We start from the raw sequence: 25,320 nt of genomic DNA, 5'->3' as shown, positions 1-25,320 counted from the left end.
TGCCTATACAGATAATAAAAATTGTTCTTTCCTTGGTCTTTTTTGTGCAATGCCTTTTATTTCTTCAGTTCCGGATAGCTGATACGGGTATGGTACATGGTTTTCAGCTTTTCTTTAAAGACACTTTTTACTGTAGCAATATCTTTAAATGTTATCGGACATTCCTTGAAGTATCCTTCTTGTACCTGGCTGTCTATGATCTTGTCGACAAGTCCGGAAATACTTTCTTCAGTATATTCCTTCAAGCTTCTTGAAGCTGCTTCTACCGAGTCGGCCATCATCAGGATAGCCTGTTCTTTGGTAAACGGATTGGGCCCCGGATATCTGAATGCTTCTTTATCCACTTCTTCATCGGGATGCTCATTCTGATAGGATATATAGAAATACTTTGTAAGTCCTTGACCATGATGGGTGCGGATAAAGTCTTTGATTACTTGAGGCAGGTCATTTTTTTCAGCCAGCTTCATACCGTCTGTTACATGGTTTATGACGATTTGTGCGCTTTGTTTATAGTTTAACTGGTCATGTGGATTTACTCCAGTCTGGTTCTCGGTAAAGAAAGCGGGGTTCAGCATCTTTCCGATGTCATGATACATGGCACCGGTACGCACCAGCTGGCTGTTGGCGCCAATGCGGTTGGCTGCGGCGGCAGTCAGGTTGGCAAGTTGCAGAGAATGCTGGAATGTTCCGGGAGCAACTTCCGACATCTCACGCATCAGCTTGTTGTTGATGTTGGAAAGTTCCACCAGGGTTACATTTGAAGTAAATCCGAAAGTCTTTTCCAAAATAAACAATAACGGATAAGTAAATAGCAGCAAAATACCGTTTATGATAAAGTTGACATACATATATGTGTTAAGCTGCGCAATATCGTTCACGTGTATCAGGTCGAGTGCAAAATAGAGTATGGTATATGTTATTACGACAATCAGGGCGCTGCGTAATAATTGTGAGCGTTGAGACAGTTCGCGAAGGCTGTAGATGCTGGCCATACCGGTTATTGTCTGCAATAAGATAAACTCATGTGGGGTTCGCAGGCAGATGGAGCAAAGCAGGATTGATACAATATGTGCCATGAAAGCCGTACGTGAATCAAGGAAGATCCGTATGATCATGGGAAGCATGGTGAATGGCACTATATATACACTCATGAAAGCATGAGCTACCATGATAGCTGATATGACAGGGAAGAATATAATAAGAAAGAACAATAACCCCAGACTACCTTTCTTTTGGTAATAATCTCGGCGGAACAGTGCCAGATAGGTCATGAAGCATCCTATAAGAATAGATACAAACAGAATCTGTCCGAATAAAGTCAGACGTTTTTCTGTAATAGTTTCGCCTCGTTTGTCCCATTCTTTTTGGAGTGATCTCAAGATATCGAATGTACGTTGGTCGATGATCTCGCCGCGGTCGATTATTTTCTGTCCGTTCATAACAAATCCTTTGGCCCAGGATACTCCGGAGAGGATATCTTTTTTTGCAGCTTCCGATTTTTCCGAATCATACATGAGATTAGGAGTTAGGTAATTATTCAGATTACAGCGTTGCAATAGTGCCTTGTTGTAATGTAACGTATCAGAATAAATCAGTTCCTCGTAGGCCCTCTTAGTGGTATACAGTTCGCTTACACTTTGTAGGATAGAAGTGTTTTTATTGATGATATGAATACTGCGCATGCTGTCTTTGTGCAAGTTCCCCAGCTGTTCTACTGGAATAATTCCTTTCTCGTATACGTTTTTCAGTATTCGTTCGATATGATGCGAATATGTAGGGTCAGGAATTATCTTGCGTAAGCTCCGGTTGTAATCACTTTTAAACTGGCTGATTGCTTTTTCACCTGTATTTTCCGACAGAAGGAAGTAGGGGTGATAATTGGTCATGATGCTGTCTTGTTCCCGGCGGACCTCTTCATCTCCCTTGTATATAGGAAAATCGAATGATGCCTGTAACAAACCGTATTTCCATGGCTTGTTAATATCAAATTGATAGTTGAATGTACCTTCCTTTGGTAAGAAATAGACAATGACGGCAACTGCTGCCAGGAAAATGGCGCATTGATACAGTAATTTCTTGTATGAAAACTGTCTTTCTGCTTGGAAACTTTTCATGTGTTAGGATATTTTGCGTGCAAAATAAGAAAAAAACGGGAAATTTAGCTTAATTTTGCAGCGTATTTTTAGATAAAGACCACTATGGCAGAAAGAAAAGTTAGAGTTCGTTTTGCACCGAGTCCGACTGGTGCATTGCATATCGGTGGTGTGCGCACTGCCTTGTATAATTATCTCTTTGCACGCCAGCACGGCGGAGATTTGATTTTCCGTATTGAGGATACAGACTCAAACCGTTTTGTTCCGGGGGCAGAAGAATATATTATCGAATCTTTTAAATGGTTAGGCATTAAGTTCGATGAGGGTGTAAGCTTTGGCGGAAATTACGGTCCGTACCGTCAGTCTGAACGTCGTGATATTTATAAGAAATATGTAAACGTATTGCTTGATAATGGTAAAGCTTATATTGCTTTCGATACACCGGAAGAACTGGAGACCAAGCGTAAGGAAGTTCCGAATTTCCAGTACGATGCTTCTACACGTAATTCTATGCGTAACTCGCTTACGATGCCGAAGGAAGAAGTTGATAAGCTGATTGCTGAAGGAACACAGTATGTAGTACGTTTCAAAATAGAACCGAATGAAGATGTGCATGTACACGATATCATTCGTGGAGAAGTTGTAATCAACTCTTCTATATTGGATGATAAAGTACTGTATAAGTCAGCCGACGAATTGCCTACTTACCATTTGGCAAACATTGTTGATGACCATTTGATGGAAGTATCTCATGTAATTCGTGGTGAAGAATGGTTGCCTTCTGCTCCGTTGCATGTCTTGTTGTATCGTGCATTCGGTTGGGAAGATACAATGCCTGAATTTGCTCACTTGCCATTGTTGTTGAAACCGGATGGAAACGGAAAATTGAGTAAGCGTGACGGTGACCGTCTGGGATTCCCTGTATTCCCGTTGGAATGGCATGATCCGAAGACTGGTGAGGTTTCTTCTGGATACCGTGAGTCTGGATATTTGCCTGAAGCTGTGATTAACTTCCTGGCTTTGCTGGGATGGAATCCGGGAAATGATCAGGAAATCATGTCACTGGACGAACTGGTTAAGTTGTTCGATTTGCATCGTTGTAGCAAAGCAGGAGCTAAGTTCGATTATGAAAAGGGTAAATGGTTCAATCATGAATATATCCTGATGAAGAGTGATGAGGAAATTGCAGGCTTGTTTATGCCTATCTTGAAAGAACATGGCATCGAAGCTCCTATGGAAACAGTTGTAACCGTAGTAGGTCTGATGAAAGGTCGTGTCAGCTTTATCAAGGAATTGTGGGATACTTGCAAGTTCTTCTTCGTAGCTCCTACAGAATATGATGAAAAGACTGTAAAGAAACGCTGGAAAGAAGACTCTGCTGTTCGTATGACAGAACTTGCAGACTTGCTTGAATCACTCGACGATTTTTCACTGGCTCATCAGGAAGAAGTGGTTATGAAATGGATAGAAGACCACGGCTACCATATGGGAAATATCATGAATGCTTTCCGCCTTACGCTTGTGGGCGAAGGAAAAGGTCCTCACATGTTTGATATCTCGGCTGTATTAGGTAAAGAAGAAACTGTCAGACGTATGCGTCGTGCAGTAGAGGTACTCAAATAAGAACCGGCATGATTTATAATTTTGTTATAGCTTTATATATAAGTGCAGTCCATCTGGCTGCACTTTTTAATAAGAAAGTATCCAAGATGGTGAAAGGCGAGAAGGAAGCTTTCGCTGTCTTGAAGAAACAGATTGATCCACAAGCCAAATATTTGTGGTTTCATGCAGCTTCACTGGGTGAATTTGAGCAAGGACGTCCTCTGATAGAACAGATTCGTAAGCAATATCCGCAATATAAGATTTTGCAAACGTTTTTCTCGCCTTCGGGATATGAGGTACGTAAAGATTATAAGGGGGCGGATGTAGTATGTTATCTGCCTCTTGATTCTCCACGTAATGTGAAGAAATTTATAAATCTGGCTCATCCTTATATGGCTTTTTTCATCAAGTATGAGTTCTGGTGCAATTATCTGAGTGAACTGAAGCGTCGTAATATTCCGGTATATAGTGTTTCTTCTATCTTTCGTCCTCAGCAGATTTTCTTCCGCTGGTATGGAGGAAGTTATAAGAATGTCTTGAAATGTTTCGACCATCTTTTTGTACAGAATGAAGAATCTGTCCGCTTGTTGGAAAGTATTGGGGTGACTCGTACGACAGTAGTAGGAGATACTCGTTTCGACCGGGTACTGGAAATTTGCAGTCAGGCGAAAGAATTACCGTTGGTAGAAAGCTTCAAGGGAAATAATCGCAAGACTTTTGTTGCAGGAAGTTCATGGGCTCCGGATGAAGATATCTTTATCCCTTATTTTAATGAGCATCCGGAAATGAAACTGATTATTGCTCCTCACGTAATAGACGAGAGTCATTTGCAGGAAATTATCGGAAAGTTGAAACGTCCGGTAGTACGCTATACACAAGCTACGGAAGAAAATGTCAAACAGGCTGACTGTCTGATTATAGATTGTTTCGGGCTGTTGTCGTCAATATACCGCTATGGAGAAATTTCGTATGTAGGAGGCGGCTTTGGAGTCAGCATTCATAATACACTTGAGGCAGCTGTATATGGTATTCCTGTCATTTTCGGCCCGAATAATTATAAGTTCCTCGAGGCGCAAGGGCTGAAAGCTTGTCAGGGAGGTTTCGAAATTCAGGGTAAAGAAGACTTCGACCGTTTGATGAACAAGTTCCTTTCGGATGAGGCCTGTCTGCATGAAGCAGGAAAGAATGCCGGTGATTATGTACGTAATAATGCCGGTGCATTGGAAAAGATAATGAATACAGTTTCTTTATAGTAATAGTAAATAAAAGAAAAACAGGCATACAAGTGAAGTTCTCACGAGTATGCCTGTTTTTCTTTTATCCTTTTAGATAATTTTTTTCTTAATTGTTATTGCAGTGTTTGCCTGTAACTTGGAAAGATTAAGGGGACTTTCTCTGTTCGTCAGATAGATTTTTTTAGTGTTTGAAACGAGAAAGATCTACGTCCTTTACTTCCTTTTTCTTGAATCCTCCAAATTTGTAGCTGAAAGATACGGTGACGTTACGCATATAATTGTTCAGATACATATCTAGATACTGATTTCCATTGCGGACTTTCGTTGTCAGGTGGTTGCTTCCATTGAATAAATCATTCCCTTTGATCTGGATCATAGCTTTATCTCCTGCAAAGGTATAGCGAATGGCTGTATGGATGAATGCGGCAGGCGCTATGGTATAACTTCCTTGTATGGATTTGGATGTACCGGTCGCACTAATTTCCATTTTGATGTTGGGGCGCTTACTGAGTGTAAACGTATTGGTCCAGTTTCCTGCTATATTCCATATTCTACGGTCGAAAGGAGCATCATAATAGTTGCTTGCCTGTTGATGAAGTGAAGACAAACATATCATCAGCTGACTGTCCCACCATTCTCCTGTCTTGAACGGGATAACAGAAGTAAAGGCAAACTCTTTTGAATAGTCCCAGTTCTGATAATTGTATACAGCTTTCAGACGGCTGGAGTCTAGGTATATCATTTGCATGAAGTAATCTTTGATATAATCATAGCTGAACTGGAAAATATATTTGCTTTTCAGAATGTATGTCAAAGCTGCGGAGTAGTCAGTATAAGGTTTGAGTGATGAATTTCCTGCCGATTCCTGATAATTGTTAAGGTAACTGGTCGATCCGCTTAACGTCCAATAATCGGGATAAGTCTTGTTCGAACTGAGTTCAAATTGAAGGATGTGTGAAGGGGAAAGAACATAACTTAAGTTCAAAGTAGGGTAGATTGCCCATTTTTTATAGCTCATCATTTGATAATATTCAATGGAAGCAGATGCATTCAGACTCCATTGGCTACCAAAGTTCTTTTCGAAACCGGTATAAAGATTATAAGTATATTCATCAACTCGGCTTTCTTTGTTCATTCCACTCATCGCTGCAAGATTATATCTTTGCGAATTATGGTTGTTTACATATGCAAAGGATGTTCCGTAATTCAATACCCACGCATTGGAAAGTGTATGGTTTTGGTCGACATATACTTTCCATCGGTTTATATATTGAGTCGTGTTGCTAAGAAAAGTCGTTTCCTGTCCGTTGTTTTCTATGCTGCGGAAAGATTGTTCCTCTTTATTCCTGAAATACGTATAGTCGATACCCCCTGTCAGACCGAAGCCGGAAGTATAGTTTAAAGCCACGTTATGCATCTGTTCTTCGGCAGGGGCATGGTTGAAGGTAGTCGAATGATTATCCGAAGAGGTAACCGATTGTTGTTTATCGGGATTAAGACTGGAAGTATAACTCAGCCCCAATTGGCTCTGTTCATTAAACTTATAGTTTCCTCCAAACCGGAATGTATGTACCAGTTGCCGATTTTCTCCGTTAGTAGACTGGCTGATGTTATGTATTTCGTCATTCAACGTGTGACGGGTAATCAGTTTATAACCTTGACGATTGTAGTGATTGTTGAGATTGTACATAAAGTCTATATCCAGTTTGGGAGATAAATAGGCAAATGTCACGCCGCCTTCTTCTCCTGCTTTATTTGCCTGTACATAATTGCCGTTTATCTCTCCCTGTAATCCTCCTTCTCCCGGTTTATAACCTTTTAGTATTACATTGATTGCTGCACCGCGCACATGATATTGCGGGGGAGTATTATACATCACTTCCGCCCGTTCTACACGTGATGCTGGCATACCCTTTAATAATGTAACAAGCTGTTCGTAGTTCATAGATGTAGGCTTTCCGTTCAAAATAATATTGATACTTCCAGCTCCGGCTAGCGTCAACACTCCATTTTGTTCCATTACGCCCGGTAGTTGTTTTAATGCATCATACACATGCGTCACCAGCTTATTGGCAGTGAGTTGAGGCATATCGTAGGTCAAACGGCTGCCTTCTACTTTGACCAGCGGTCGTTCCCCTCGTACAATAACCTCATCCAGCGCATAGTCTTTAGCCTGTAGTACCGTGATACCTGCATCTTTTTCTTTGCCTTTTTTCTCTATTGTATGATATAATAGATGCTGAAAGATGAGTCGATAAGCTTCCGGCTGATGATTGAATACAAAGTTTCCGTCGGCATTCGAGATTGTTGCATCCACGAAAGTTGAGTCCGAAGTCTGGAGAATGATAGTTGCACCGTCTATCGGTTGCTGTTCTGTATTGACAACCTTACCCGAAACGGTTTGTGCTGTCAGGCTGCCTGAGCCTCCTGCCAGCAAGAAGATACTCATTAAAAAATAGATTTTCATATCAAATTGCATTGGGTTTTTTTTATATCTTTGACAGTGCGAAAGTAAAGGGTCCGACCGATTTTCTGGGTTAAGGGCAGGTTAATGTTACGTTAATACACGACTTATGGAGATAAAACATATCCGTTGGATTGCTGTGGTGGGACTTATTGCTATTGTTGAGCTGCAATACGTATGGCTTGTCAACACATATAAGCTGACCAAGGAAAGTATTCGGATGAAAGGGGAGGAACTGTTTCCCGAAGCAGCTTTACAGGAGGTTTTCCTGCGCGTGTCTAAGACAAAGAAAGACTCCACGGTTACAATGAACGTTAATTTTGATGCTGAGAAGGATATGGAAACCATGTCTAACCCTGGTCAATGGCTGATGAGTTATATGCATGTTTCGTTTCAGGAAATTGCTCTGAAAGATTTTAATCGTGATGTTTCGTTTGTGGATTTGGATTCGATTTATGCGCACATGCTCGATTCGATTGGCTTCCCTGCTGTTGTTGCGTCGTGTATTGTCGATTCAACCGGTCGTGTAATGAGGTCTTCCAGTCAACTGGATATACATGGCAAAGGTGTATTACGAACTTCTCCTTTGCCGATTAGTCATGACGGAACTCGCTTTTTGCAAGGAGTTATTACCAATCCGTATCGGGTGATTTTCCAGCGGATGACATTACTTTTGCTTGCTACTGTGCTGATTATGGTCTTGGTTATAGTTTGTATCATTTATCAGATACGCATTATCGTTCGTCAAGATAAGATTGCCAAGTTACGTGAGGATTTTTCTTATGCTATGATTCATGATATGAAGACGCCTTTGAGTTCTATATTGATGGGTACTCAGATACTGGAAACTGGAAAACTGGATACCCAACCGGAGAAAAAGGCACGTTATTTCCGCATTTTGAAAGAAGAGGGAGAACACCTGCTTTCGCTGACAAACAAGGTATTGACACTTTCTAAACTGGAAAATCATCAGTTGAAGTTGGAAAAAGATACGTGCTGTGTTCGTTCGATGCTGGAAGACCTTGCCGAGAAGTATAAGGCAAAAGCAGTGAAGCATATTGTCTATAAATGGAATTTGCAGGCAGATACTGTTTATGCGGATGAGGAGTTTTTGAAAGAAGCACTCAGCAATCTGATTGACAATGCCGTGAAATATTCGGGTGATGAGGTTGAAATTACATTTTCGTCGGGAAAGCTTTCGAACGAATATTATATAAAGGTACACGATACGGGTTTCGGTATTCCGCTGAAAGACCAGAGTAAGATATTCGAAAAATACGAACGTGCTTCGGCTGCGGATAGAAGTCGATATGGAGGTTCTGCCGGTTTCGGTTTAGGATTAAATTATGTTTTACGTGTAGCTGAAGTTCATGGCGGCAGAGTAACGTTGGAAAGCATTGAAGGAGAGTACAGCGAGTTTACGATATATCTTCCGAATAGAGAAGATGCTATTGATAAAACTTGTTTGAATACAAATAAATGAATTATAATTGAACAATGATACGACTATTGCTGGTAGAAGATGATGCCAATCTGTGCTACATCATACGTGGTGGACTAGAGGATATGATAGGCGGTTACGAGATAATGACAGCCGATAACGGTGAAGCTGGTTTGAGAATATGGAAGGAAACACATCCCGATGTAATTGTTGCCGATATTGAGATGCCGGTAATGGATGGATATGAAATGGTGAGACGAATTCGTGAAACGGATGATGTAACACCTATTCTGTTTACTTCCGGGCGTGTTTCTCCAAAGGATGTAGTGAAAGGTTATGAGCTAGGTGTAAATAATTATATTAAGAAACCCTTTCTTGCTGAGGAGTTGAATGCACATATCCTTGCTTTGTTGAAGCTGACAAAAGGAATAAGATCAGTAAATGAAGAAGAAATATTCCATCTCGGAACTTCTTTTATATTTGAAGCCGGCCATGCCTTGTTGAAACAGACAGAGGGAAAGGAGCAGACACTTACCGAACGAGAAGCTGCTTTGTTGTGTATTTTATGCGAGAATAAAAATAAGGTTGTCAAGCGTGAAGCTATCTTGGAACGTTTATGGAATACAGATGACGACTATTTTGCATCACGCAGTCTGGATGTATTCGTTTCACGTTTGCGAAAGTTGCTTGCATCCGATAATACTGTGCAATTGAAAACGATAAAAGGCGTAGGACTTATGTTGGAAAGCCCTGCGCCTGGAGGATAATATGAAACTCCTGCTTTGTGTTTTACAAAGTAGGATTCTTTTTATTCAGCATTTTTCTTAAGCCATTCCATTCTTCGCTGGTCAGGAAGATGGGTTACTTTGAAGTGTTCGAATTTTACGTTAAATCCTTCACCGTCAGGACAAGCTCCCATCAGACCAACTTTGACAGGTGTATTGTCTTGCAGCCAGGCATTCCGCATCATAACATAAGTTTTGTCATCGAATGAGTAGAACACTTCTACGGCATCTAGTCGTCTGACTGCCTTTATCCAAATATAGGGTACAGGCTTATCGAGCGTAATAACACTCCAGTCGCTTGTATGGTGGGTAACAACTGTACTTAGGTTGAATTTTCCGTCAACAAACTCAATACCGGTCTTGATATAGTTTTCCTTGTCGATACGCAGCATCAGACCTGCTTGGTCGAAGCGGACTTTGTAGTCGCCTGTGATTTTTACTTTTACTTCAAACTCGCCGCCATACGTATTGTAATAAAAAGGAGCGTCATCGACAGTAAATCCGTAATGTGAAATGCGCCAATAGTCACTATGTGGAGTGACATACATACTTAATGCATTATCTGCTATTTCCCACTGCTCTGGTTCATTGAACCATTGCATTTTTTCCAGAGTCTGTGCCATAGCCTGCGTACTTATAAAGGTTAGCATTGCCAAAAAGAGCTTTTTCATAAATGTGTAAAGTTAGAATGTGGAATATTTTCTTTTATTTTGCAAAGGTAGTTGCCTGTACTGAGAGCACCAATACTGATAAATAACCATTTTTATTCTCTCTCCCGTTATGAATGTAAAGACTGCATTGAACAACGAACTGCTTGCACAAGATTTTGCAGGGGAAGTAAACCTGAACCGGTATCTTACACATTATAAACAGGTTGCTTCGATGTATGCTGAGGTAGAAAATTCGATAGCAGTTCTGAGTGATATGGGTTCTAACCGAAGTTATATTTATTATGGTAAGGTAGGAGAGTTTTTAGGCATAGCTTTGCATGGGGAATGTCATCTTATTGAATCTATCTGGGAAGAAGAAATATTCAGTCGGATTCATCCCGATGATTTGGTGAAGAAACATACTCGTGAATTACGCTTTTTGCATTTCCTTAAAAATGCTTTAGAGAAGCAGCGCAGTGATTATTATCTGGAAGAGTATCTTCGGATGTGTGACAGTGTGGGAAAATACCATCAGGTTTTACACCGTATGTTTTATGTCATAGCACAGGATACAGGGAATATTTGTCTGGCCTTGTGTTTATATAATCTGACTGAAGTTTCTTCCATAGGAAGCATGATTGTAAATTCAGCTGATGGAAGTCGTATAGATATTGATACGTACGACTGTTCCGACTTGCTTTCAAGACGTGAAAAAGAAATTCTGATATTAATAGGAAGGGGAAAGTCGAGTAAAGAAATAGCTGAAGAGCTTTCTCTCAGCATACATACCGTTAGCCGTCATAGGCAAAATATCCTGCAAAAACTACAAGTAAGCAACTCTGCTCAGGCTTTTGGCATCGCACGTGAATTACATTTGCTATAGTTGTTTTTATTTTGCATCATAGATTGTAAAAGCCTTTTGGTACTTTGTTGCTTTTTTAACAAGGAATATTCGTTGCTGTCAGCTAAAATGCTTAACTTTAACAACTTAATTGTAGGGGCTTATGAAGAAGTTGTTCTGTATATGTTATTTGTTCCTTGTTTTGTGTGGAACGTTTCCGTGGATAACTTCCTGTTCGGGAGACGATGTTGAAGAAGTTGTATCTGTGCAAGATGTTCCTTCCGATATCTCGTTGTTTGTGTCTGCTTGGTTTCCTGGAGCAATGATTGAACAGATTTCACGGATTAATGAGGAAGAGAGAGGGTATCATGCTCTCTTGTCGAATAATGTAGAAGTAGATTTTACTAACGAAGGAAGTTGGACAAAGGTTTGTTTCCCTAATGCAGGAATGCAGATTTTCGCGCGTAAGTTTCTGGGAGAGATGTACGACTTTATGGAAGCCAAATTTGGTGAGATATCAGTTTCCGCCATTTATGCAATCAAGGAGGGATTGACAGCAGAGTTGAGTGACGGAAGAAAACTGGCTTTCCAGCATTATGAGAATCGTTGTCTGGGATATGAATATCCTGTTGAAGTTGGCGAAGAATATTTGTCTGAGAAGATAAAGAATTATATTTTACAAGCATTTCCGGGTAGAGAGATTACACGAATTATTATTGGTTCGGAGCAGTTGAATCCTTCTATGCCTGCTTATCGGGTATGGATAGATGATACTTATCTGCTTCTTTTTGATAAAGAAGGAGAATGGACTTTGGTTAGTGGGGAATTCGATCGGACAGTTGTAGAAGAAAACGGAGAATTGTTGTTTCCGGAGTTACCGCAAACTGTGATTGATTTACTGCCTCAGAAGGTGATGGAACAGATTTGGGATTCTGAACCCAATGCACGTATTACCTCTGTTTCCCGTGACCAGAAAGATTATTATACCTTACAGGTGCATCCTGCTAAGGCGATTTCTACCTATGGAGGTGAAAAAACTTTTGTGATTCAAATCAGCCAGATTCAGGAATTTCTGAAAAACTATTTTACAGAAGTTTATCAGATGAAAATTTCATGGAATTATGATTGTAATAATCCACTTGTATCTGTTGCTTTACCAAATGGATTCAGTTTCTTGTTTGATGGTGATTATGAATGGTTACGCATAAATGGGGGAGGGCAGATATGGCCGGATTCGATGTTACCATTGTTGCCTTCAGGTATTATTTCGTATTGGAAAAATACAGCAGCAGATGTCGGAATTACAGATGTAGACAGAAAGGAAGGAAATTATCATGTTTTGTTGATAGATGGAACCCGCTGGTTGTTTAATTCATATGGGGCATTTATAAAAGACGAAAATGCTGGTTAAGTAAAAAGCGGAGAACAGCAACTGTGTACAAATTGGTCTGTTCTCCGCTTTTTGTATTATTCCTTAAACCAGGAAGCATACATCAAATATCCGTTTGCTATCTTTTGGTTCAGCTCTTTACTTTGTTCAGGGTCTACTTTCTTTATAAACTTAGCAGGAACTCCACCCCAAAGGGTATGAGGCTCTATAACAGTATTTGCTAAAACCAGTGCACCTGCAGCTACTATAGCTCCTTCTCCTACTACAGCATGGTCGAGGAGAGTGGAACCCATGCCGATGAGGGCATTATCGTGTACGCAGGCTCCATGGAGGGTGACATTGTGTCCGATAGAAACATCATTTCCTATTTCGACAGTAGATTTTTCATAAAGAGTATGTAATACGGTACCGTCCTGAATATTTACTCTGTCACCGATACGGATAGAGTTGACATCACCTCGTAAGACTGCATTAAACCATATACTGCAATCTCGTCCCATAACGACGTCACCTATGATGGTAGCATTGTCGGCAAGGTAGCAGTTTTCACCTATTTGAGGAGTGAATCCTCTGACTGATTTTATTAGTGCCATTATTATCTTTATTTCGTTTGAATTTATAAGCGTGCGGTAGCTTCTTTCAACCAGTTTTGTTCGTCGGATGTAAGCATTGGAGAAAGCATATCGTATACTCTCTGGTGATAGCTGTTCAACCACTCAATCTCTTCGTCAGTCAATAAATCTATGCGAATAGCTTCTTTGTCGATCGGACATAATGTAAGTGGTTCGAATTTATAGAAAACTCCAAATTCGGTTTCACGTGCGGGTACTACAAGCATTGTATTTTCTGTACGGATGCCATACCGTCCGGATTTGTAGATGCCTGGCTCGTTCGTTATTGTCATGCCTGGTTGTAAAGGAGTGGGGATATGGTTCATACGTATTTGATGAGGCCCTTCGTGTACATTTAGGAAATGCCCTACGCCATGTCCTGTGCCATGTCCGTAGTTGATGCCTGCTTTCCACATAAACTGGCGTGCAAGTACATCTAACTGTGTACCACATGTTCCTTGTGGAAACTCTGCTTGCGATAAAGCGATGAATCCTTTTAAAACGAGTGTGTAATCCGTTTTTTGTTCATCAGAAACTTCTCCTAGTACAATTGTTCGGGTTATATCTGTTGTTCCATCCAGGTATTGTGCTCCGCTGTCGAGTAATAGCAGTCCTTTTGCTTGCAAGGTGGAAGATGTTTCAGGCGTTGCTTCATAATGGACAATGGCTCCATGTTCCTGATAGCCGGCAATGGTGTCGAAGCTGATGCCCTGAAAGAGGCATTGTTCTGATCGTAGTTCGTACAGCTTGCGGTCAACTGAAAGTTCTGTTTCCATACCACTTTGCACGTTCTCCTTCAACCATATCAGGAAGCGTACCATTGCTACTCCGTCGCGCACCATTGCCTGATGGAACCCTTTGATTTCGGTTTCATTTTTTACGGCTTTCAGTAAACGTATTGGTGAGGGCTGTTTAATGATACTGGCTGATGTTGATGCAGCTTGATAGAGAGTGTAGTTGGTTTCTGGAGAAAGCTGAATACTATTTCCCTTGTATTGAAGCAGGTTATTTTCTATCTCTGTATAGTCTTTTGTCTGAATTTGATTCTGTGTGAGATATGCCTTGACTTCTGCTGTAAGCTTTTCTGGTAAAATGTATAAGGTTGCATCTGTTTGAGTAATAAATAGATAGCTGATAAAAACAGGGTTGCAGTGTACATCACTTCCTCTCAAATTTAATGTCCACGCTATTTCATCGAGGGCGGAAATTAAAATGCCATCCGCTTGATTACGACAGAGACTTTCTCTTACTAGAGTCAACTTATCGGAACAAGACATGCCACTGTATTCCAGAGGTAAAATAAACGGTGAGCTTTGAGGTAAAGGGGGACGATCTTCCCATAAAAGATTGAAAGGATCGTCAACAGATACCAATTGAAGCTCTTTAGAGGCAAGTGAAATACGGAGACTTTCTACTTCTGCTACGGTATTAACCCAGCCGTCTATACCAACTTTATCACCTGAGTGCAGGACTTCTCCCAACCATTCAGCAATGGTGGGGGTGTCTGGAAGCCGGTCTTTGAACAGGGTGATACCTGTATCTTGTAATTGTTCTGATGCTTGTAAAAAATATCTTGAGTCAGTCCATAATCCTCCTTTGTCTTTAGTAATGACAACAGTTCCTGCAGAACCGGTAAATCCGGAAATCCATTTGCGTGATTCCCAATGCTCTGGTACATATTCACCTGAATGAGGATCTGTGCTTGGTATAATGAAAGCAGCAATTCCTTGTCGTTTCATGAAAGTGCGTAAAGAGATTATTCTTTTTTTTATTTCTTCCTTCATAGTAAAAATATATTTATCAAAGTCTTTCTATTAAAAGCAAAGGTACGATTTCTGTGCTATTTTCGATAAAATATACTGGAAAGTTTTGTAAATAAAGAAAGTATGTGTAATTTTGCGCCGCAATTCGACTATCGAATAATTTAATAACAACATACTTTAATTTTAAAAACATGATTGTAGTACCAGTAAAAGAAGGCGAAAACATTGAAAAAGCGCTGAAGAAGTTCAAAAGAAAATTTGAAAAAACAGGTGTTGTAAAAGAATTGAGAAGCAGACAGCAGTATGACAAACCGTCTGTTTTGAAAAGACTGAAAATGGAACGTGCTGTTTACGTTCAGAAAATGCACCAAGTAGAAGAATAATAATTCCGTAAAAACTTTGAATTATTGAATTCTTTTTCATAAATTCGTTGCTGAATAATAAAGGCGATGCTTTTTATGCTGAAAGATTCTTTTTTGAAATATCTTCAATTTGAGAAGAACTATTCCGATAAAACGATTGTTAGTTATGGTATAGATCTTGAAAAGTTTGAAGAGTATTTTAAAACGGTGGATGAATGCTTGGATTTTACTGTTGTAGATGCTGATCTGATTCGTGGATGGGTTCTCTCATTGATGGAAGAAGGGTATACGGCTACTTCGGTAAATCGAAAGTTAAGTTCACTTCGTTCTTTTTATCGCTACTTATTGCGTCAAGGTGTTGTTTCTGTGGATCCGCTTCAAAAAGTGGTGGGGCCTAAAAAGAAAAAACCTTTGCCTGTTTTTGTGAAAGAGGCTGATATGTCTCGTTTGCTTGATGAAACTGATTTTGGAACAAGTTTTGAGGGTGTTCGGGATAAAGTTATTTTAGAGGTTTTTTATGAAACAGGAGTTCGACTTTCTGAACTCGTTGGTTTGACGGATGCTGATGTGGATTTATCTCTAAAGCAAATAAAAGTAACGGGGAAAAGAAATAAACAGCGTTTTATTCCTTTTGGTGATAAATTGAAAAGTGACTTAAACGCTTATCTTTCAGTAAGAGAAGAACGCTTTCCAGGTGGTGGAGAAGCTTTTTTTCTTCGTGGAAATGGGAAGCCGATATATCCTGGCCTGGTTTATCTTTTAGTGAAGCGTAATCTTTCGAAGGTTGTTTCGTTGAAAAAGAAAAGCCCTCATGTGTTGCGCCACTCTTTTGCAACCTCGATGCTGAATAATCATGCAGAATTGGGTGCGGTAAAAGAATTGCTTGGGCATGAAAGCTTGACTACGACGGAAGTTTATACTCATACAACTTTCGAAGAACTGAAAAAAGTTTATGAACAAGCTCACCCTAGAGCGTAAAGAAAAAGGAGGTTTTTATGGAAGTAAGAATTCAATCAATTCATTTCGATGCATCTGAAAAACTTGAAGCTTTTATTCAGAAAAAAGCAGAGAAGCTCGAGAAGTTTTGCGATAATATAAAGAAAGTAGAGGTGTCTTTAAAAGTAGTAAAACCTGAAACAGCTATGAATAAAGAAGCTGGCGTACGTGTCTTGGCACTGAATACAGAGTTTTACGCTGAGAAGGTAAGTGATACATTTGAAGAATCTATAGATGTGTGCATGGATGCACTCTCTAAACAACTGCTGAAAGCGAAAGAAAAACAGCAGGGTAAGTAAAAAAATCACGGGAAATATTTTGTGATTAGAAAATAATATCTAACTTTGCAGCCGCTAAGTCGCGGAGATTGTGTGGCTGCAAAGTTAATTTGCCTCTTTAGCTCAGTTGGCCAGAGCACGTGATTTGTAATCTCGGGGTCGTTGGTTCGAATCCGACAAGAGGCTCGAAAGAAGAAAAACACAGGATTATAACTGGTGTTCTTTGAAAGAAGTTGGGCAAATACCAGAGTGGCCAAATGGGGCAGACTGTAAATCTGCTGGCTTACGCCTTCGGTGGTTCGAATCCATCTTTGCCCACTAAAATTGCGGAAGTAGCTCAGTCGATAGAGCATTAGCCTTCCAAGCTGAGGGTCGCGGGTTTGAGTCCCGTCTTCCGCTCTTCTTTTTTCTTCTTTGCTGTTATAGCTCAGCGGTAGAGCACTTCCTTGGTAAGGAAGAGGTCCCGGGTTCAAGTCCCGGTAACAGCTCGTGAATTTGTAAAGCTGATTATTAATCAAAATAAATAGTAAAGCTATGGCTAAAGAGAAATTTGAACGTTCGAAACCGCACGTTAACATTGGTACTATCGGTCACGTTGACCACGGTAAAACCACTTTGACTGCTGCTATTACAACAGTATTGGCAAAGAAAGGTCTGTCAGAATTGCGTTCTTTCGATTCTATCGATAACGCTCCTGAAGAAAAGGAAAGAGGTATCACTATCAACACTTCTCACGTAGAGTATCAGACTGCTAACCGTCACTATGCTCACGTAGACTGTCCGGGACACGCCGACTACGTAAAGAACATGGTTACTGGTGCTGCTCAGATGGATGGTGCTATCATCGTAGTTGCTGCAACTGATGGTCCTATGCCTCAGACTCGCGAACACATCTTGTTGGCTCGTCAGGTAAACGTTCCTCGTCTGGTTGTATTCTTGAACAAATGCGACATGGTTGATGACGAAGAAATGTTGGAATTGGTTGAAATGGAAATGCGTGAATTGTTGTCATTCTATGACTTCGATGGCGATAATACTCCTATCATCCGTGGTTCTGCTTTGGGTGCATTGAACGGTGTTCCTCAGTGGGAAGAAAAAGTTATGGAATTGATGGATGCAGTTGATAACTGGATTCCTCTGCCTCCGCGTGATGTAGATAAACCATTCTTGATGCCGGTTGAAGACGTATTCTCAATCACTGGTCGTGGTACTGTTGCTACTGGTCGTATCGAAGCTGGTGTTATCAAGGTAGGTGATGAAGTTGAAATCTTGGGTCTTGGTGAAGACAAGAAATCAGTTGTTACTGGTGTTGAAATGTTCCGTAAATTGTTGGATCAGGGTGAAGCTGGTGATAACGTTGGTTTGTTGCTTCGTGGTATCGACAAGAACGAAATCAAACGTGGTATGATTTTGTGTCACCCGGGTCAGGTTAAAGCTCACTCTAAGTTCAAAGCTGAGGTTTATATCCTGAAGAAAGAAGAAGGTGGTCGTCACACTCCATTCCACAACAAATATCGTCCTCAGTTCTACTTGCGTACTATGGACTGTACAGGTGAAATCACTTTGCCAGAAGGTACAGATATGGTAATGCCGGGTGATAACGTTACTATCAACGTTGAATTGATCTATCCGGTTGCATTGAACGTAGGTTTGCGTTTCGCTATCCGTGAAGGTGGACGTACAGTAGGTGCTGGTCAGATTACAGAACTTCTTGACTAATATCGATTCATCGAAATAAATTATAGTTCCCGGATTTGGTTTCGGGAACTATTTTTACGGGAATAGCTCAGTTGGTAGAGCATCGGTCTCCAAAACCGAGTGTCGGGAGTTCGAGCCTCTCTTCCCGTGCTAAATTGATAAGAATATGTTTAAAAAGATAACGAATTATTGTAAAGAATCTTACGACGAACTAGTCCATAAAGTATCATGGCCTACTCGTTCAGAGCTTTCTAGTAGTGCAGTGGTTGTTTTATATGCTTCCCTACTCATTGCACTCGTTGTTTTTCTTATGGATTCTGCCTTCCAGTTTATCATGGAAGACGTTATCTATCCGCACTAATAAACAGTTAGAGAAATGTCTGAGATTGAAAAAAAATGGTACGTACTTCGTGCCGTGAGTGGTAAAGAATCTAAGGTTAAAGAATATCTTGAAGCTGAAATGAGAAACAGCGACCTTGGAGAGTATGTATCTCAGGTATTGATTCCTACCGAAAAGGTTTATCAGGTTCGCAATGGAAAGAAAATTGTGAAAGAGAGAAGTTATCTCCCTGGTTATGTCTTGGTAGAAGCTGCATTGGTTGGTGAAGTTGCTCATCACTTGAGAAACATTACAAACGTAATTGGCTTTTTAGGAGGTCAGGAACATCCTGTGCCTTTAAGACAATCGGAAGTGAATCGAATACTGGGTACGGTAGATGAACTGCAGGAAGTAAGTGAGGATACTAATATCCCTTATACCGTAGGAGAAACAGTGAAAGTAAGTGTTGGACCGTTTAGCGGATTCAGTGGAATCATTGAGGAAGTAAGCGCGGAAAAACGCAAACTGAAAGTTATGGTCAAAATATTTGGGCGCAAAACTCCGCTCGAATTAGGCTTTACGGATGTGGAAAAGGAATAACGCATTTTGTTACGTGTTGTTTATTCTATTCGTTAATCATTTATATTAAATTTTGTAAAAATGGCTAAAGAAGTTGCTGGACTAATCAAATTACAGATTAAAGGAGGCGCTGCAAATCCATCACCTCCCGTTGGACCTGCTTTGGGTTCTAAGGGTATTAATATCATGGAATTTTGCAAGCAATTCAACGCCAGAACCCAGGACAAGGCAGGTAAAGTATTGCCTGTAATCATTACCTACTACACAGACAAGTCGTTCGATTTCGTAATCAAGACTCCTCCTGTTGCAATTCAATTGCTCGAGGCTGCTAAGATTAAGAGTGGATCAGCTGAACCTAACCGTAAGAAAGTTGCAGAACTGACTTGGGATCAGATTCGTGCTATCGCTCAAGACAAATTGGTTGACTTGAACTGCTTTACTATCGAAGCTGCTATGACAATGGTAGCAGGAACAGCTAGAAGTATGGGTATCGCTGTAAAAGGTGACTTCCCGGGTAATAACTAATTAACTTCAATTGATAATGGGTAAACTGACAAAAAATCAAAAGTTGGCTGCAGAAAAAATTGAAGCAGGGAAAGCATACTCACTGAAAGAAGCTGCTCAGCTTGTAAAAGAAATTACTTTTACTAAGTTTGATGCTTCATTAGATATTGACGTACGTTTAGGTGTAGACCCTCGTAAGGCTAACCAGATGGTAAGAGGCGTTGTTTCTCTTCCTCATGGTACAGGTAAGCAAGTTCGTGTGCTTGTTTTGTGTACACCGGATGCTGAAGCTGCTGCAAAAGAAGCAGGTGCTGACTATGTTGGTCTTGATGAATATATTGAAAAGATCAAAGGTGGATGGACTGATATTGACGTAATCATTACAATGCCGTCCATCATGGGTAAGATCGGTGCTTTGGGTCGTGTGCTTGGTCCTCGTGGATTGATGCCTAACCCTAAGAGTGGTACTGTAACTATGGATGTAGCTAAAGCTGTTAAGGAAGTTAAGCAGGGTAAGATTGACTTTAAGGTTGACAAGAGTGGTATTGTTCACACTTCAATCGGTAAAGTTTCTTTCACTGTTGACCAGATCCGTGAAAATGCGAAAGAATTTATCGCTACTATCATTAAACTGAAACCGACCACAGCTAAAGGTACTTATATTAAGAGTATTTATCTTTCAAGTACTATGAGTAAGGGTATTAAGATTGACCCTAAATCTGTAGAAGAAATCTAAAATTAAGGAGGAATCATGAGAAAGGAAGATAAAGGCGTAATTATCGGTCAGTTGGCTGATACCGTAAAGCAATATGGACATTTCTACTTGGTTGATACAACTGCTATGGATGCAGCATCTACTAGCGAACTGCGTAGAAAATGTTTCAAGGCTGGTATCAAACTGGTAGTTGTGAAGAACTCTTTGCTTCACAAGGCTTTAATGAGCTTGGATGTTGATTATTCACCATTGTTTGATTCTTTGAAAGGTACAACTTCAGTAATGTTCTGCGAAACAGCAAACGCTCCTGCTAAGTTGTTGAAAGAATACAAAGAAGGTGTTCCTGCATTGAAAGCTGCTTATGCAGAAGAAGGATTCTATGTAGGTGCTGATCAGCTCGAAGCTTTGGCAACAATCAAGAGCAAGAACGAAGTTATTGCGGATATCGTGGCATTGCTGCAATCTCCTGCGAAGAACGTTATTTCTGCTCTTCAGTCTGGTGGTAACACCATTCACGGAGTTCTTAAGACTTTGGGTGAACGTGCAGAATAATCGTTTGCTGATCTTAAGACTAAACTAAACAACTTTAATTATCAATTAGTAACAAACAATTAAATTCATACAAAAATGGCAGATTTGAAAGCTTTTGCAGAACAATTAGTTAACTTGACAGTAAAAGAAGTTAATGAACTTGCAACTATCCTTAAAGAAGAATATGGTATTGAACCTGCTGCTGCAGCTGTAGCTGTTGCTGCTGGTCCTGCTGCTGCTGGTGCAGCTGCTGCTGAAGAAAAAACTTCATTCGATGTAGTTTTGAAGAGCGCAGGTGCTGCTAAATTGCAGGTTGTTAAGGCAGTTAAAGAAGCTTGTGGTCTTGGCTTGAAAGAAGCAAAAGACATGGTTGACGGTGCTCCTAGCGTAGTTAAAGAAGGTTTGGCTAAAGACGAAGCTGAATCTTTGAAGAAAGTTTTGGAAGAAGCTGGAGCTGAAGTTGAACTTAAATAAGATTATCCTGTAAATCAGGTAGTTCGGTTAAGAGTCCTCTGTCAAGAGGATTCTTAACCTTTTTGCGTCTATATTAAGTTACACAGGTTCTCTTACCTGAATTTAAACATTTTAACTCCATACAGATGTCTTCAAATACTAATAATCAACGAATTAATTTTGCTTCTATTAAGAATCCGATGAAGTATCCGGATTTCCTGGAAGTGCAATTGAAGTCATTTCAAGACTTTTTACAGTTAGATACTCCGCCTGAAAAACGAAAGAACGATGGCTTGTATAAGGTGTTTGCAGAAAACTTCCCTATTGCAGATACACGTAACAACTTCGTGCTCGAGTTCCTCGACTACTATATTGACCCGCCTCACTATACAATCGATGACTGTTTAGAACGTGGCTTGACTTATAGTGTTCCCTTGAAAGCTAAGCTGAAGCTTTATTGTACAGACCCCGATCACGAAGACTTTGATACCGTTATTCAGGATGTATATCTGGGTCCTATCCCTTACATGACTCCAAAAGCTACTTTTGTTATCAATGGAGCAGAACGTGTAGTTGTTTCTCAGTTACACCGTTCTCCGGGTGTATTCTTTGGACAAAGTATCCATGCTAATGGAACAAAACTGTACTCGGCTCGTATCATTCCGTTTAAAGGTTCTTGGATTGAATTTGCAACGGATATTAACAACGTAATGTATGCTTACATTGACCGTAAGAAGAAGTTGCCTGTTACTACACTGCTGCGTGCTGTTGGTTTTGAAAATGATAAAGACATCCTGGAAATCTTTAATTTGGCTGAAGATGTAAAAGTTAATAAAGCCAACTTGAAAAAGATTATTGGTCGTAAGCTGGCAGCTCGTGTGCTGAAAACTTGGACTGAGGATTTCGTTGATGAAGATACTGGTGAAGTTGTTTCTATTGAACGTAACGAGGTTGTAATCGACCGTGAAACTGTAATCGAACCGGAACATATCGATTTGATTTTGGAATCTGGTATCCAGAATATCCTCGTTCACAATGAAGAAGCTAATTCTTCTGACTATTCAATTATTTTCAATACTTTACAGAAAGACCCAAGTAACTCAGAGAAGGAAGCTGTATTGTACATCTACCGCCAGTTGCGTAATGCAGATCCTGCTGATGATGCTAGTGCTCGTGAAGTTATCAATAACTTGTTCTTCTCTGAAAAGCGTTATGATCTGGGTGAAGTAGGACGTTACCGTATCAACAAGAAGTTGAATCTGGATACGGATATGGATGTCAAAGTATTGACAAAACAAGATATTATTGAAATCATCAAATATCTGATTGAGCTTATTAACTCAAAAGCAGATGTAGATGATATTGACCATTTGAGCAACCGTCGTGTACGTACAGTAGGAGAACAGTTGTCTAATCAGTTCGCTATTGGTTTGGCTCGTATGTCACGTACTATCCGTGAACGTATGAATGTACGCGATAACGAGGTATTTACTCCGATTGACTTGATTAATGCGAAGACTATTTCTTCTGTTATTAATTCATTCTTTGGAACAAATGCTTTGTCACAGTTCATGGACCAGACAAATCCGCTGGCTGAAATCACTCACAAACGTCGTTTGTCTGCATTAGGTCCTGGTGGTTTGTCGCGTGATCGTGCCGGATTTGAGGTGCGAGACGTACACTACACTCACTATGGTCGTTTGTGTCCGATTGAAACTCCTGAAGGTCCGAATATCGGTTTGATTTCTTCTTTGTGTGTATATGCAAAGATTAATGATCTTGGATTTATCGTAACTCCTTACCGTAAAGTAAAAGATGGAGTTGTTGATTTATCACCGGAAGGTATAGAATATTTGTCAGCAGAGGAAGAAGAAGACAAGATTATAGCTCAGGGTAATGCACCGTTGAATGATGACGGAACATTTATCCGCGAGAAAGTAAAAGCTCGTCGTGATGCTGATTATCCGGTAGTAACTCCCGATCAGGTAGAGTTGATGGACGTTGCTCCACAGCAGATCGCTTCTATTGCTGCCTCATTGATTCCGTTCTTGGAGCATGATGACGCTAACCGTGCATTGATGGGATCAAACATGATGCGCCAGGCAGTTCCTTTGTTGAAGACAGAAGCTCCTATTGTTGGTACTGGTATCGAAAAACAATTATGTGAAGATTCACGTACTCAGATTACAGCTGAAGGTGACGGTGTAATTGATTTTGTAGATGCAACAACAATTCGAATTTTGTATGACCGTACAGATGATGAAGAATTTGTAAGCTTTGAACCGGCATTAAAGGAATATCGTATCCCTAAATTCCGCAAAACGAACCAGAGTATGACTATCGACTTGCGTCCGATTTGTACTAAAGGTCAGCGTGTAAAGAAGGGAGATATCTTAACAGAAGGATATTCTACAGCTAACGGAGAATTGGCACTGGGTAAGAACTTGTTGGTTGCCTATATGCCATGGAAAGGATATAACTACGAGGATGCTATTGTGTTGAATGAACGTGTTGTTCGTGAAGATATTCTGACTTCTGTACACGTTGACGAATACATCCTTGAAGTACGTGAAACTAAGCGCGGTATGGAAGAGTTGACTTCTGATATTCCTAATGTGAGTGAAGAAGCAACAAAAGATTTGGATGAAAATGGTATTGTCCGTATTGGTGCACGTATCGAGCCGGGAGATATCTTGATTGGTAAGATTACTCCGAAGGGTGAATCAGATCCTTCTCCAGAAGAAAAATTGCTGCGTGCAATCTTTGGTGATAAAGCTGGTGATGTAAAAGATGCTTCATTAAAAGCTTCTCCATCATTGCGAGGTGTGGTTATCGATAAGAAATTATATTCACGTGTTATAAAGACTCGTAGTGAGAAAAATGCAGATAAGGCTATTCTGCCGAAACTGAATGAAGAATTTGAAGAAAAGGCAGCAGCACTGAAAGAAATCTTAGTTGAAAAACTGTTAGTTTTGACTAATGATAAGGTTTCTCAAGGCGTTAAGGATTATTTGGGAACTGAAGTGATTGCTAAGGGTGCCAAGTTTACAAAACGTGACTTGGAATCATTGGATTATACAATCATTCAGTTGAGCAAATGGACTTCTGATGCTCATAAGAATGACATGATTCGTGATTTGATCATGAATTACCTGAAGAAATATAAAGAACTCGATGCTGAGTTGAAGCGTAAGAAATTCGCTTTGACCATCGGAGATGAGTTGCCTTCAGGAATCATTCAGATGGCTAAAGTTTATATTGCTAAGAAACGTAAGATTGGTGTAGGTGATAAGATGGCAGGTCGTCACGGTAACAAGGGTATTGTATCACGTGTCGTACGTCAGGAAGATATGCCGTTCTTGGCAGATGGAACTCCTGTAGATATCGTATTGAATCCGTTGGGTGTGCCTTCTCGTATGAACATCGGTCAGATTTTCGAAGCTGTACTTGGACGTGCCGGAAAAGAACTGGGTGTGAAATTTGCTACTCCGATCTTTGATGGTGCTACTCTGGATGATTTGGATAAATGGACAGATAAAGCTGGTTTGCCTCGTTATTGTAAGACTTACTTATATGATGGAGGTACAGGTGAGCAGTTTGACCAGCCGGCAACCGTTGGTGTGACTTACATGTTGAAACTTGGTCACATGGTTGAAGACAAGATGCATGCTCGTTCTATCGGTCCGTACTCTCTGATTACTCAGCAGCCACTTGGTGGTAAGGCTCAGTTTGGTGGTCAGCGTTTTGGAGAAATGGAGGTTTGGGCAATCGAAGCATTTGGTGCAGCCCATATTCTTCAGGAAATTCTGACAATCAAGTCTGATGATGTAGTTGGACGTTCGAAGGCCTATGAAGCAATTGTCAAGGGTGAACCAATGCCTACTCCGGGTATCCCTGAATCTTTGAATGTATTGCTGCATGAATTGAGAGGTCTTTGCCTGAGCATTACACTGGAATAATATATTAATGAAGGATGGAGACGGATAGCCTCCACCTTCATCTTTAAATTC

Annotated in this window: 22 protein-coding genes and 5 tRNA genes; 22 read left to right on the top strand and 5 right to left on the bottom strand. The window is 40.4% G+C overall.

Going from position 1 to position 25,320, the window contains the following annotated elements; genetic code table 11:
- Positions 1–56 precede the first annotated feature (56 nt).
- The gene (locus tag ACDG22_RS01900) at positions 57–2,114 is read right to left on the bottom strand and encodes an HD family phosphohydrolase (RefSeq protein WP_370858757.1); all 2,058 of its coding nucleotides are present in this window, start codon (positions 2,112–2,114) and stop codon (positions 57–59) included.
- 84 nt (positions 2,115–2,198) lie between these two features.
- Here ACDG22_RS01900 and gltX point away from each other — a divergent pair, with 84 nt between their 5' ends.
- Together gltX and ACDG22_RS01890 are read left to right on the top strand one after the other, a co-directional pair.
- The gene (gene gltX / locus ACDG22_RS01895; RefSeq protein WP_270242862.1) at positions 2,199–3,716 is read left to right on the top strand and encodes a glutamate--tRNA ligase; all 1,518 of its coding nucleotides are present in this window, start codon (positions 2,199–2,201) and stop codon (positions 3,714–3,716) included.
- Between the two features lie 8 nt (positions 3,717–3,724).
- Positions 3,725–4,948, top strand: a complete 1,224-nt coding sequence (locus ACDG22_RS01890; RefSeq protein WP_302559638.1) for a 3-deoxy-D-manno-octulosonic acid transferase — start codon at positions 3,725–3,727, stop codon at positions 4,946–4,948.
- A 163-nt stretch (positions 4,949–5,111) separates the two neighbouring features.
- On the opposite strand, the gene ACDG22_RS01885 is transcribed toward ACDG22_RS01890, so the two are convergent.
- Positions 5,112–7,397: an outer membrane beta-barrel family protein gene (locus tag ACDG22_RS01885; RefSeq protein ID WP_270212323.1), complete on the bottom strand. Its 2,286-nt coding sequence runs from the start codon at positions 7,395–7,397 to the stop codon at positions 5,112–5,114.
- A gap of 106 nt (positions 7,398–7,503) precedes the next feature.
- Here ACDG22_RS01885 and ACDG22_RS01880 point away from each other — a divergent pair, with 106 nt between their 5' ends.
- Together ACDG22_RS01880 and ACDG22_RS01875 are read left to right on the top strand one after the other, a co-directional pair.
- The gene (locus ACDG22_RS01880; RefSeq protein WP_177593924.1) at positions 7,504–8,877 is read left to right on the top strand and encodes a sensor histidine kinase; all 1,374 of its coding nucleotides are present in this window, start codon (positions 7,504–7,506) and stop codon (positions 8,875–8,877) included.
- Positions 8,878–8,891: 14 nt separating this feature from the next.
- Positions 8,892–9,602, top strand: a complete 711-nt coding sequence (locus ACDG22_RS01875; RefSeq protein ID WP_177593922.1) for a response regulator transcription factor — start codon at positions 8,892–8,894, stop codon at positions 9,600–9,602.
- Between the two features lie 41 nt (positions 9,603–9,643).
- Here ACDG22_RS01875 and ACDG22_RS01870 read toward each other — a convergent pair whose 3' ends face one another.
- Positions 9,644–10,291 carry a DUF1349 domain-containing protein gene (locus ACDG22_RS01870; RefSeq protein ID WP_007567310.1) on the bottom strand — a complete coding sequence of 216 codons (648 nt, stop codon included), beginning with the start codon at positions 10,289–10,291 and terminating at the stop codon, positions 9,644–9,646.
- Between the two features lie 109 nt (positions 10,292–10,400).
- Between ACDG22_RS01870 and ACDG22_RS01865 the strand changes: the two genes are divergently transcribed.
- On the top strand, positions 10,401–11,153 hold the full coding sequence (locus tag ACDG22_RS01865) for a response regulator transcription factor (RefSeq protein WP_022125327.1): 753 nt from the start codon (positions 10,401–10,403) through the stop codon (positions 11,151–11,153).
- Positions 11,154–11,274: 121 nt separating this feature from the next.
- Positions 11,275–12,522, top strand: a complete 1,248-nt coding sequence (locus tag ACDG22_RS01860; RefSeq protein ID WP_007567312.1) for a PepSY-like domain-containing protein — start codon at positions 11,275–11,277, stop codon at positions 12,520–12,522.
- 56 nt (positions 12,523–12,578) lie between these two features.
- Here the strand turns inward: ACDG22_RS01860 and ACDG22_RS01855 are convergent, their stop codons facing one another.
- The gene (locus ACDG22_RS01855) at positions 12,579–13,094 is read right to left on the bottom strand and encodes a gamma carbonic anhydrase family protein (protein ID WP_007567313.1); all 516 of its coding nucleotides are present in this window, start codon (positions 13,092–13,094) and stop codon (positions 12,579–12,581) included.
- A 23-nt stretch (positions 13,095–13,117) separates the two neighbouring features.
- The gene (locus ACDG22_RS01850) at positions 13,118–14,896 is read right to left on the bottom strand and encodes an aminopeptidase P family protein (protein WP_022125325.1); all 1,779 of its coding nucleotides are present in this window, start codon (positions 14,894–14,896) and stop codon (positions 13,118–13,120) included.
- A gap of 170 nt (positions 14,897–15,066) precedes the next feature.
- Here ACDG22_RS01850 and rpsU point away from each other — a divergent pair, with 170 nt between their 5' ends.
- The 16 genes from rpsU (at position 15,067) to rpoB (ending at position 25,269) form a co-directional block, all read left to right on the top strand.
- Positions 15,067–15,258 (top strand): 30S ribosomal protein S21, encoded by a 192-nt coding sequence (gene rpsU / locus ACDG22_RS01845; RefSeq protein ID WP_007567316.1) that lies wholly within the window; start codon positions 15,067–15,069, stop codon positions 15,256–15,258.
- A 75-nt stretch (positions 15,259–15,333) separates the two neighbouring features.
- Complete coding sequence (locus tag ACDG22_RS01840; protein ID WP_022125193.1) at positions 15,334–16,215, top strand: tyrosine-type recombinase/integrase; 882 nt, start codon at positions 15,334–15,336, stop codon at positions 16,213–16,215.
- Positions 16,216–16,232: 17 nt separating this feature from the next.
- Entirely contained in the window at positions 16,233–16,532 is a 300-nt protein-coding gene (hpf, locus tag ACDG22_RS01835; protein ID WP_007567318.1) for a ribosome hibernation-promoting factor, HPF/YfiA family, read from the top strand.
- Between the two features lie 91 nt (positions 16,533–16,623).
- A tRNA-Thr gene (locus tag ACDG22_RS01830) sits at positions 16,624–16,697 on the top strand.
- Positions 16,698–16,746: 49 nt separating this feature from the next.
- Positions 16,747–16,829 (top strand) — tRNA-Tyr (locus ACDG22_RS01825).
- 8 nt (positions 16,830–16,837) lie between these two features.
- A tRNA-Gly gene (locus ACDG22_RS01820) sits at positions 16,838–16,910 on the top strand.
- A gap of 17 nt (positions 16,911–16,927) precedes the next feature.
- Positions 16,928–16,999 (top strand) — tRNA-Thr (locus tag ACDG22_RS01815).
- A gap of 46 nt (positions 17,000–17,045) precedes the next feature.
- Positions 17,046–18,230, top strand: coding sequence for an elongation factor Tu (gene tuf, locus ACDG22_RS01810; RefSeq protein WP_007564154.1), 1,185 nt, complete (start codon positions 17,046–17,048; stop codon positions 18,228–18,230).
- A 56-nt stretch (positions 18,231–18,286) separates the two neighbouring features.
- A tRNA-Trp gene (locus ACDG22_RS01805) sits at positions 18,287–18,359 on the top strand.
- A gap of 16 nt (positions 18,360–18,375) precedes the next feature.
- Positions 18,376–18,570, top strand: coding sequence for a preprotein translocase subunit SecE (secE, locus tag ACDG22_RS01800; RefSeq protein WP_007567319.1), 195 nt, complete (start codon positions 18,376–18,378; stop codon positions 18,568–18,570).
- A 15-nt stretch (positions 18,571–18,585) separates the two neighbouring features.
- On the top strand, positions 18,586–19,128 hold the full coding sequence (gene nusG / locus ACDG22_RS01795; RefSeq protein WP_007567321.1) for a transcription termination/antitermination protein NusG: 543 nt from the start codon (positions 18,586–18,588) through the stop codon (positions 19,126–19,128).
- A gap of 60 nt (positions 19,129–19,188) precedes the next feature.
- Positions 19,189–19,632: a 50S ribosomal protein L11 gene (gene rplK / locus ACDG22_RS01790; RefSeq protein ID WP_007567323.1), complete on the top strand. Its 444-nt coding sequence runs from the start codon at positions 19,189–19,191 to the stop codon at positions 19,630–19,632.
- A gap of 16 nt (positions 19,633–19,648) precedes the next feature.
- A complete protein-coding gene (gene rplA / locus ACDG22_RS01785) occupies positions 19,649–20,347 on the top strand; it encodes a 50S ribosomal protein L1 (protein WP_007567325.1) in 699 nt (232 codons plus the stop codon).
- A gap of 15 nt (positions 20,348–20,362) precedes the next feature.
- Positions 20,363–20,878 (top strand): 50S ribosomal protein L10, encoded by a 516-nt coding sequence (rplJ, locus tag ACDG22_RS01780; RefSeq protein ID WP_007567327.1) that lies wholly within the window; start codon positions 20,363–20,365, stop codon positions 20,876–20,878.
- A 75-nt stretch (positions 20,879–20,953) separates the two neighbouring features.
- Positions 20,954–21,331 carry a 50S ribosomal protein L7/L12 gene (gene rplL / locus ACDG22_RS01775; protein ID WP_007567329.1) on the top strand — a complete coding sequence of 126 codons (378 nt, stop codon included), beginning with the start codon at positions 20,954–20,956 and terminating at the stop codon, positions 21,329–21,331.
- A 125-nt stretch (positions 21,332–21,456) separates the two neighbouring features.
- On the top strand, positions 21,457–25,269 hold the full coding sequence (rpoB, locus tag ACDG22_RS01770; RefSeq protein WP_177593147.1) for a DNA-directed RNA polymerase subunit beta: 3,813 nt from the start codon (positions 21,457–21,459) through the stop codon (positions 25,267–25,269).
- The last annotated feature ends 51 nt before the right edge of the window (positions 25,270–25,320 follow it).

It is taken from the genome of Phocaeicola coprocola, assembly GCF_041333015.1.
Taxonomy (GTDB): Bacteria; Bacteroidota; Bacteroidia; order Bacteroidales; family Bacteroidaceae; genus Phocaeicola; species Phocaeicola coprocola.
Note: the sequence above shows the minus strand (reverse complement) of the source record. Positions and strands in the feature narration are given on the sequence as shown.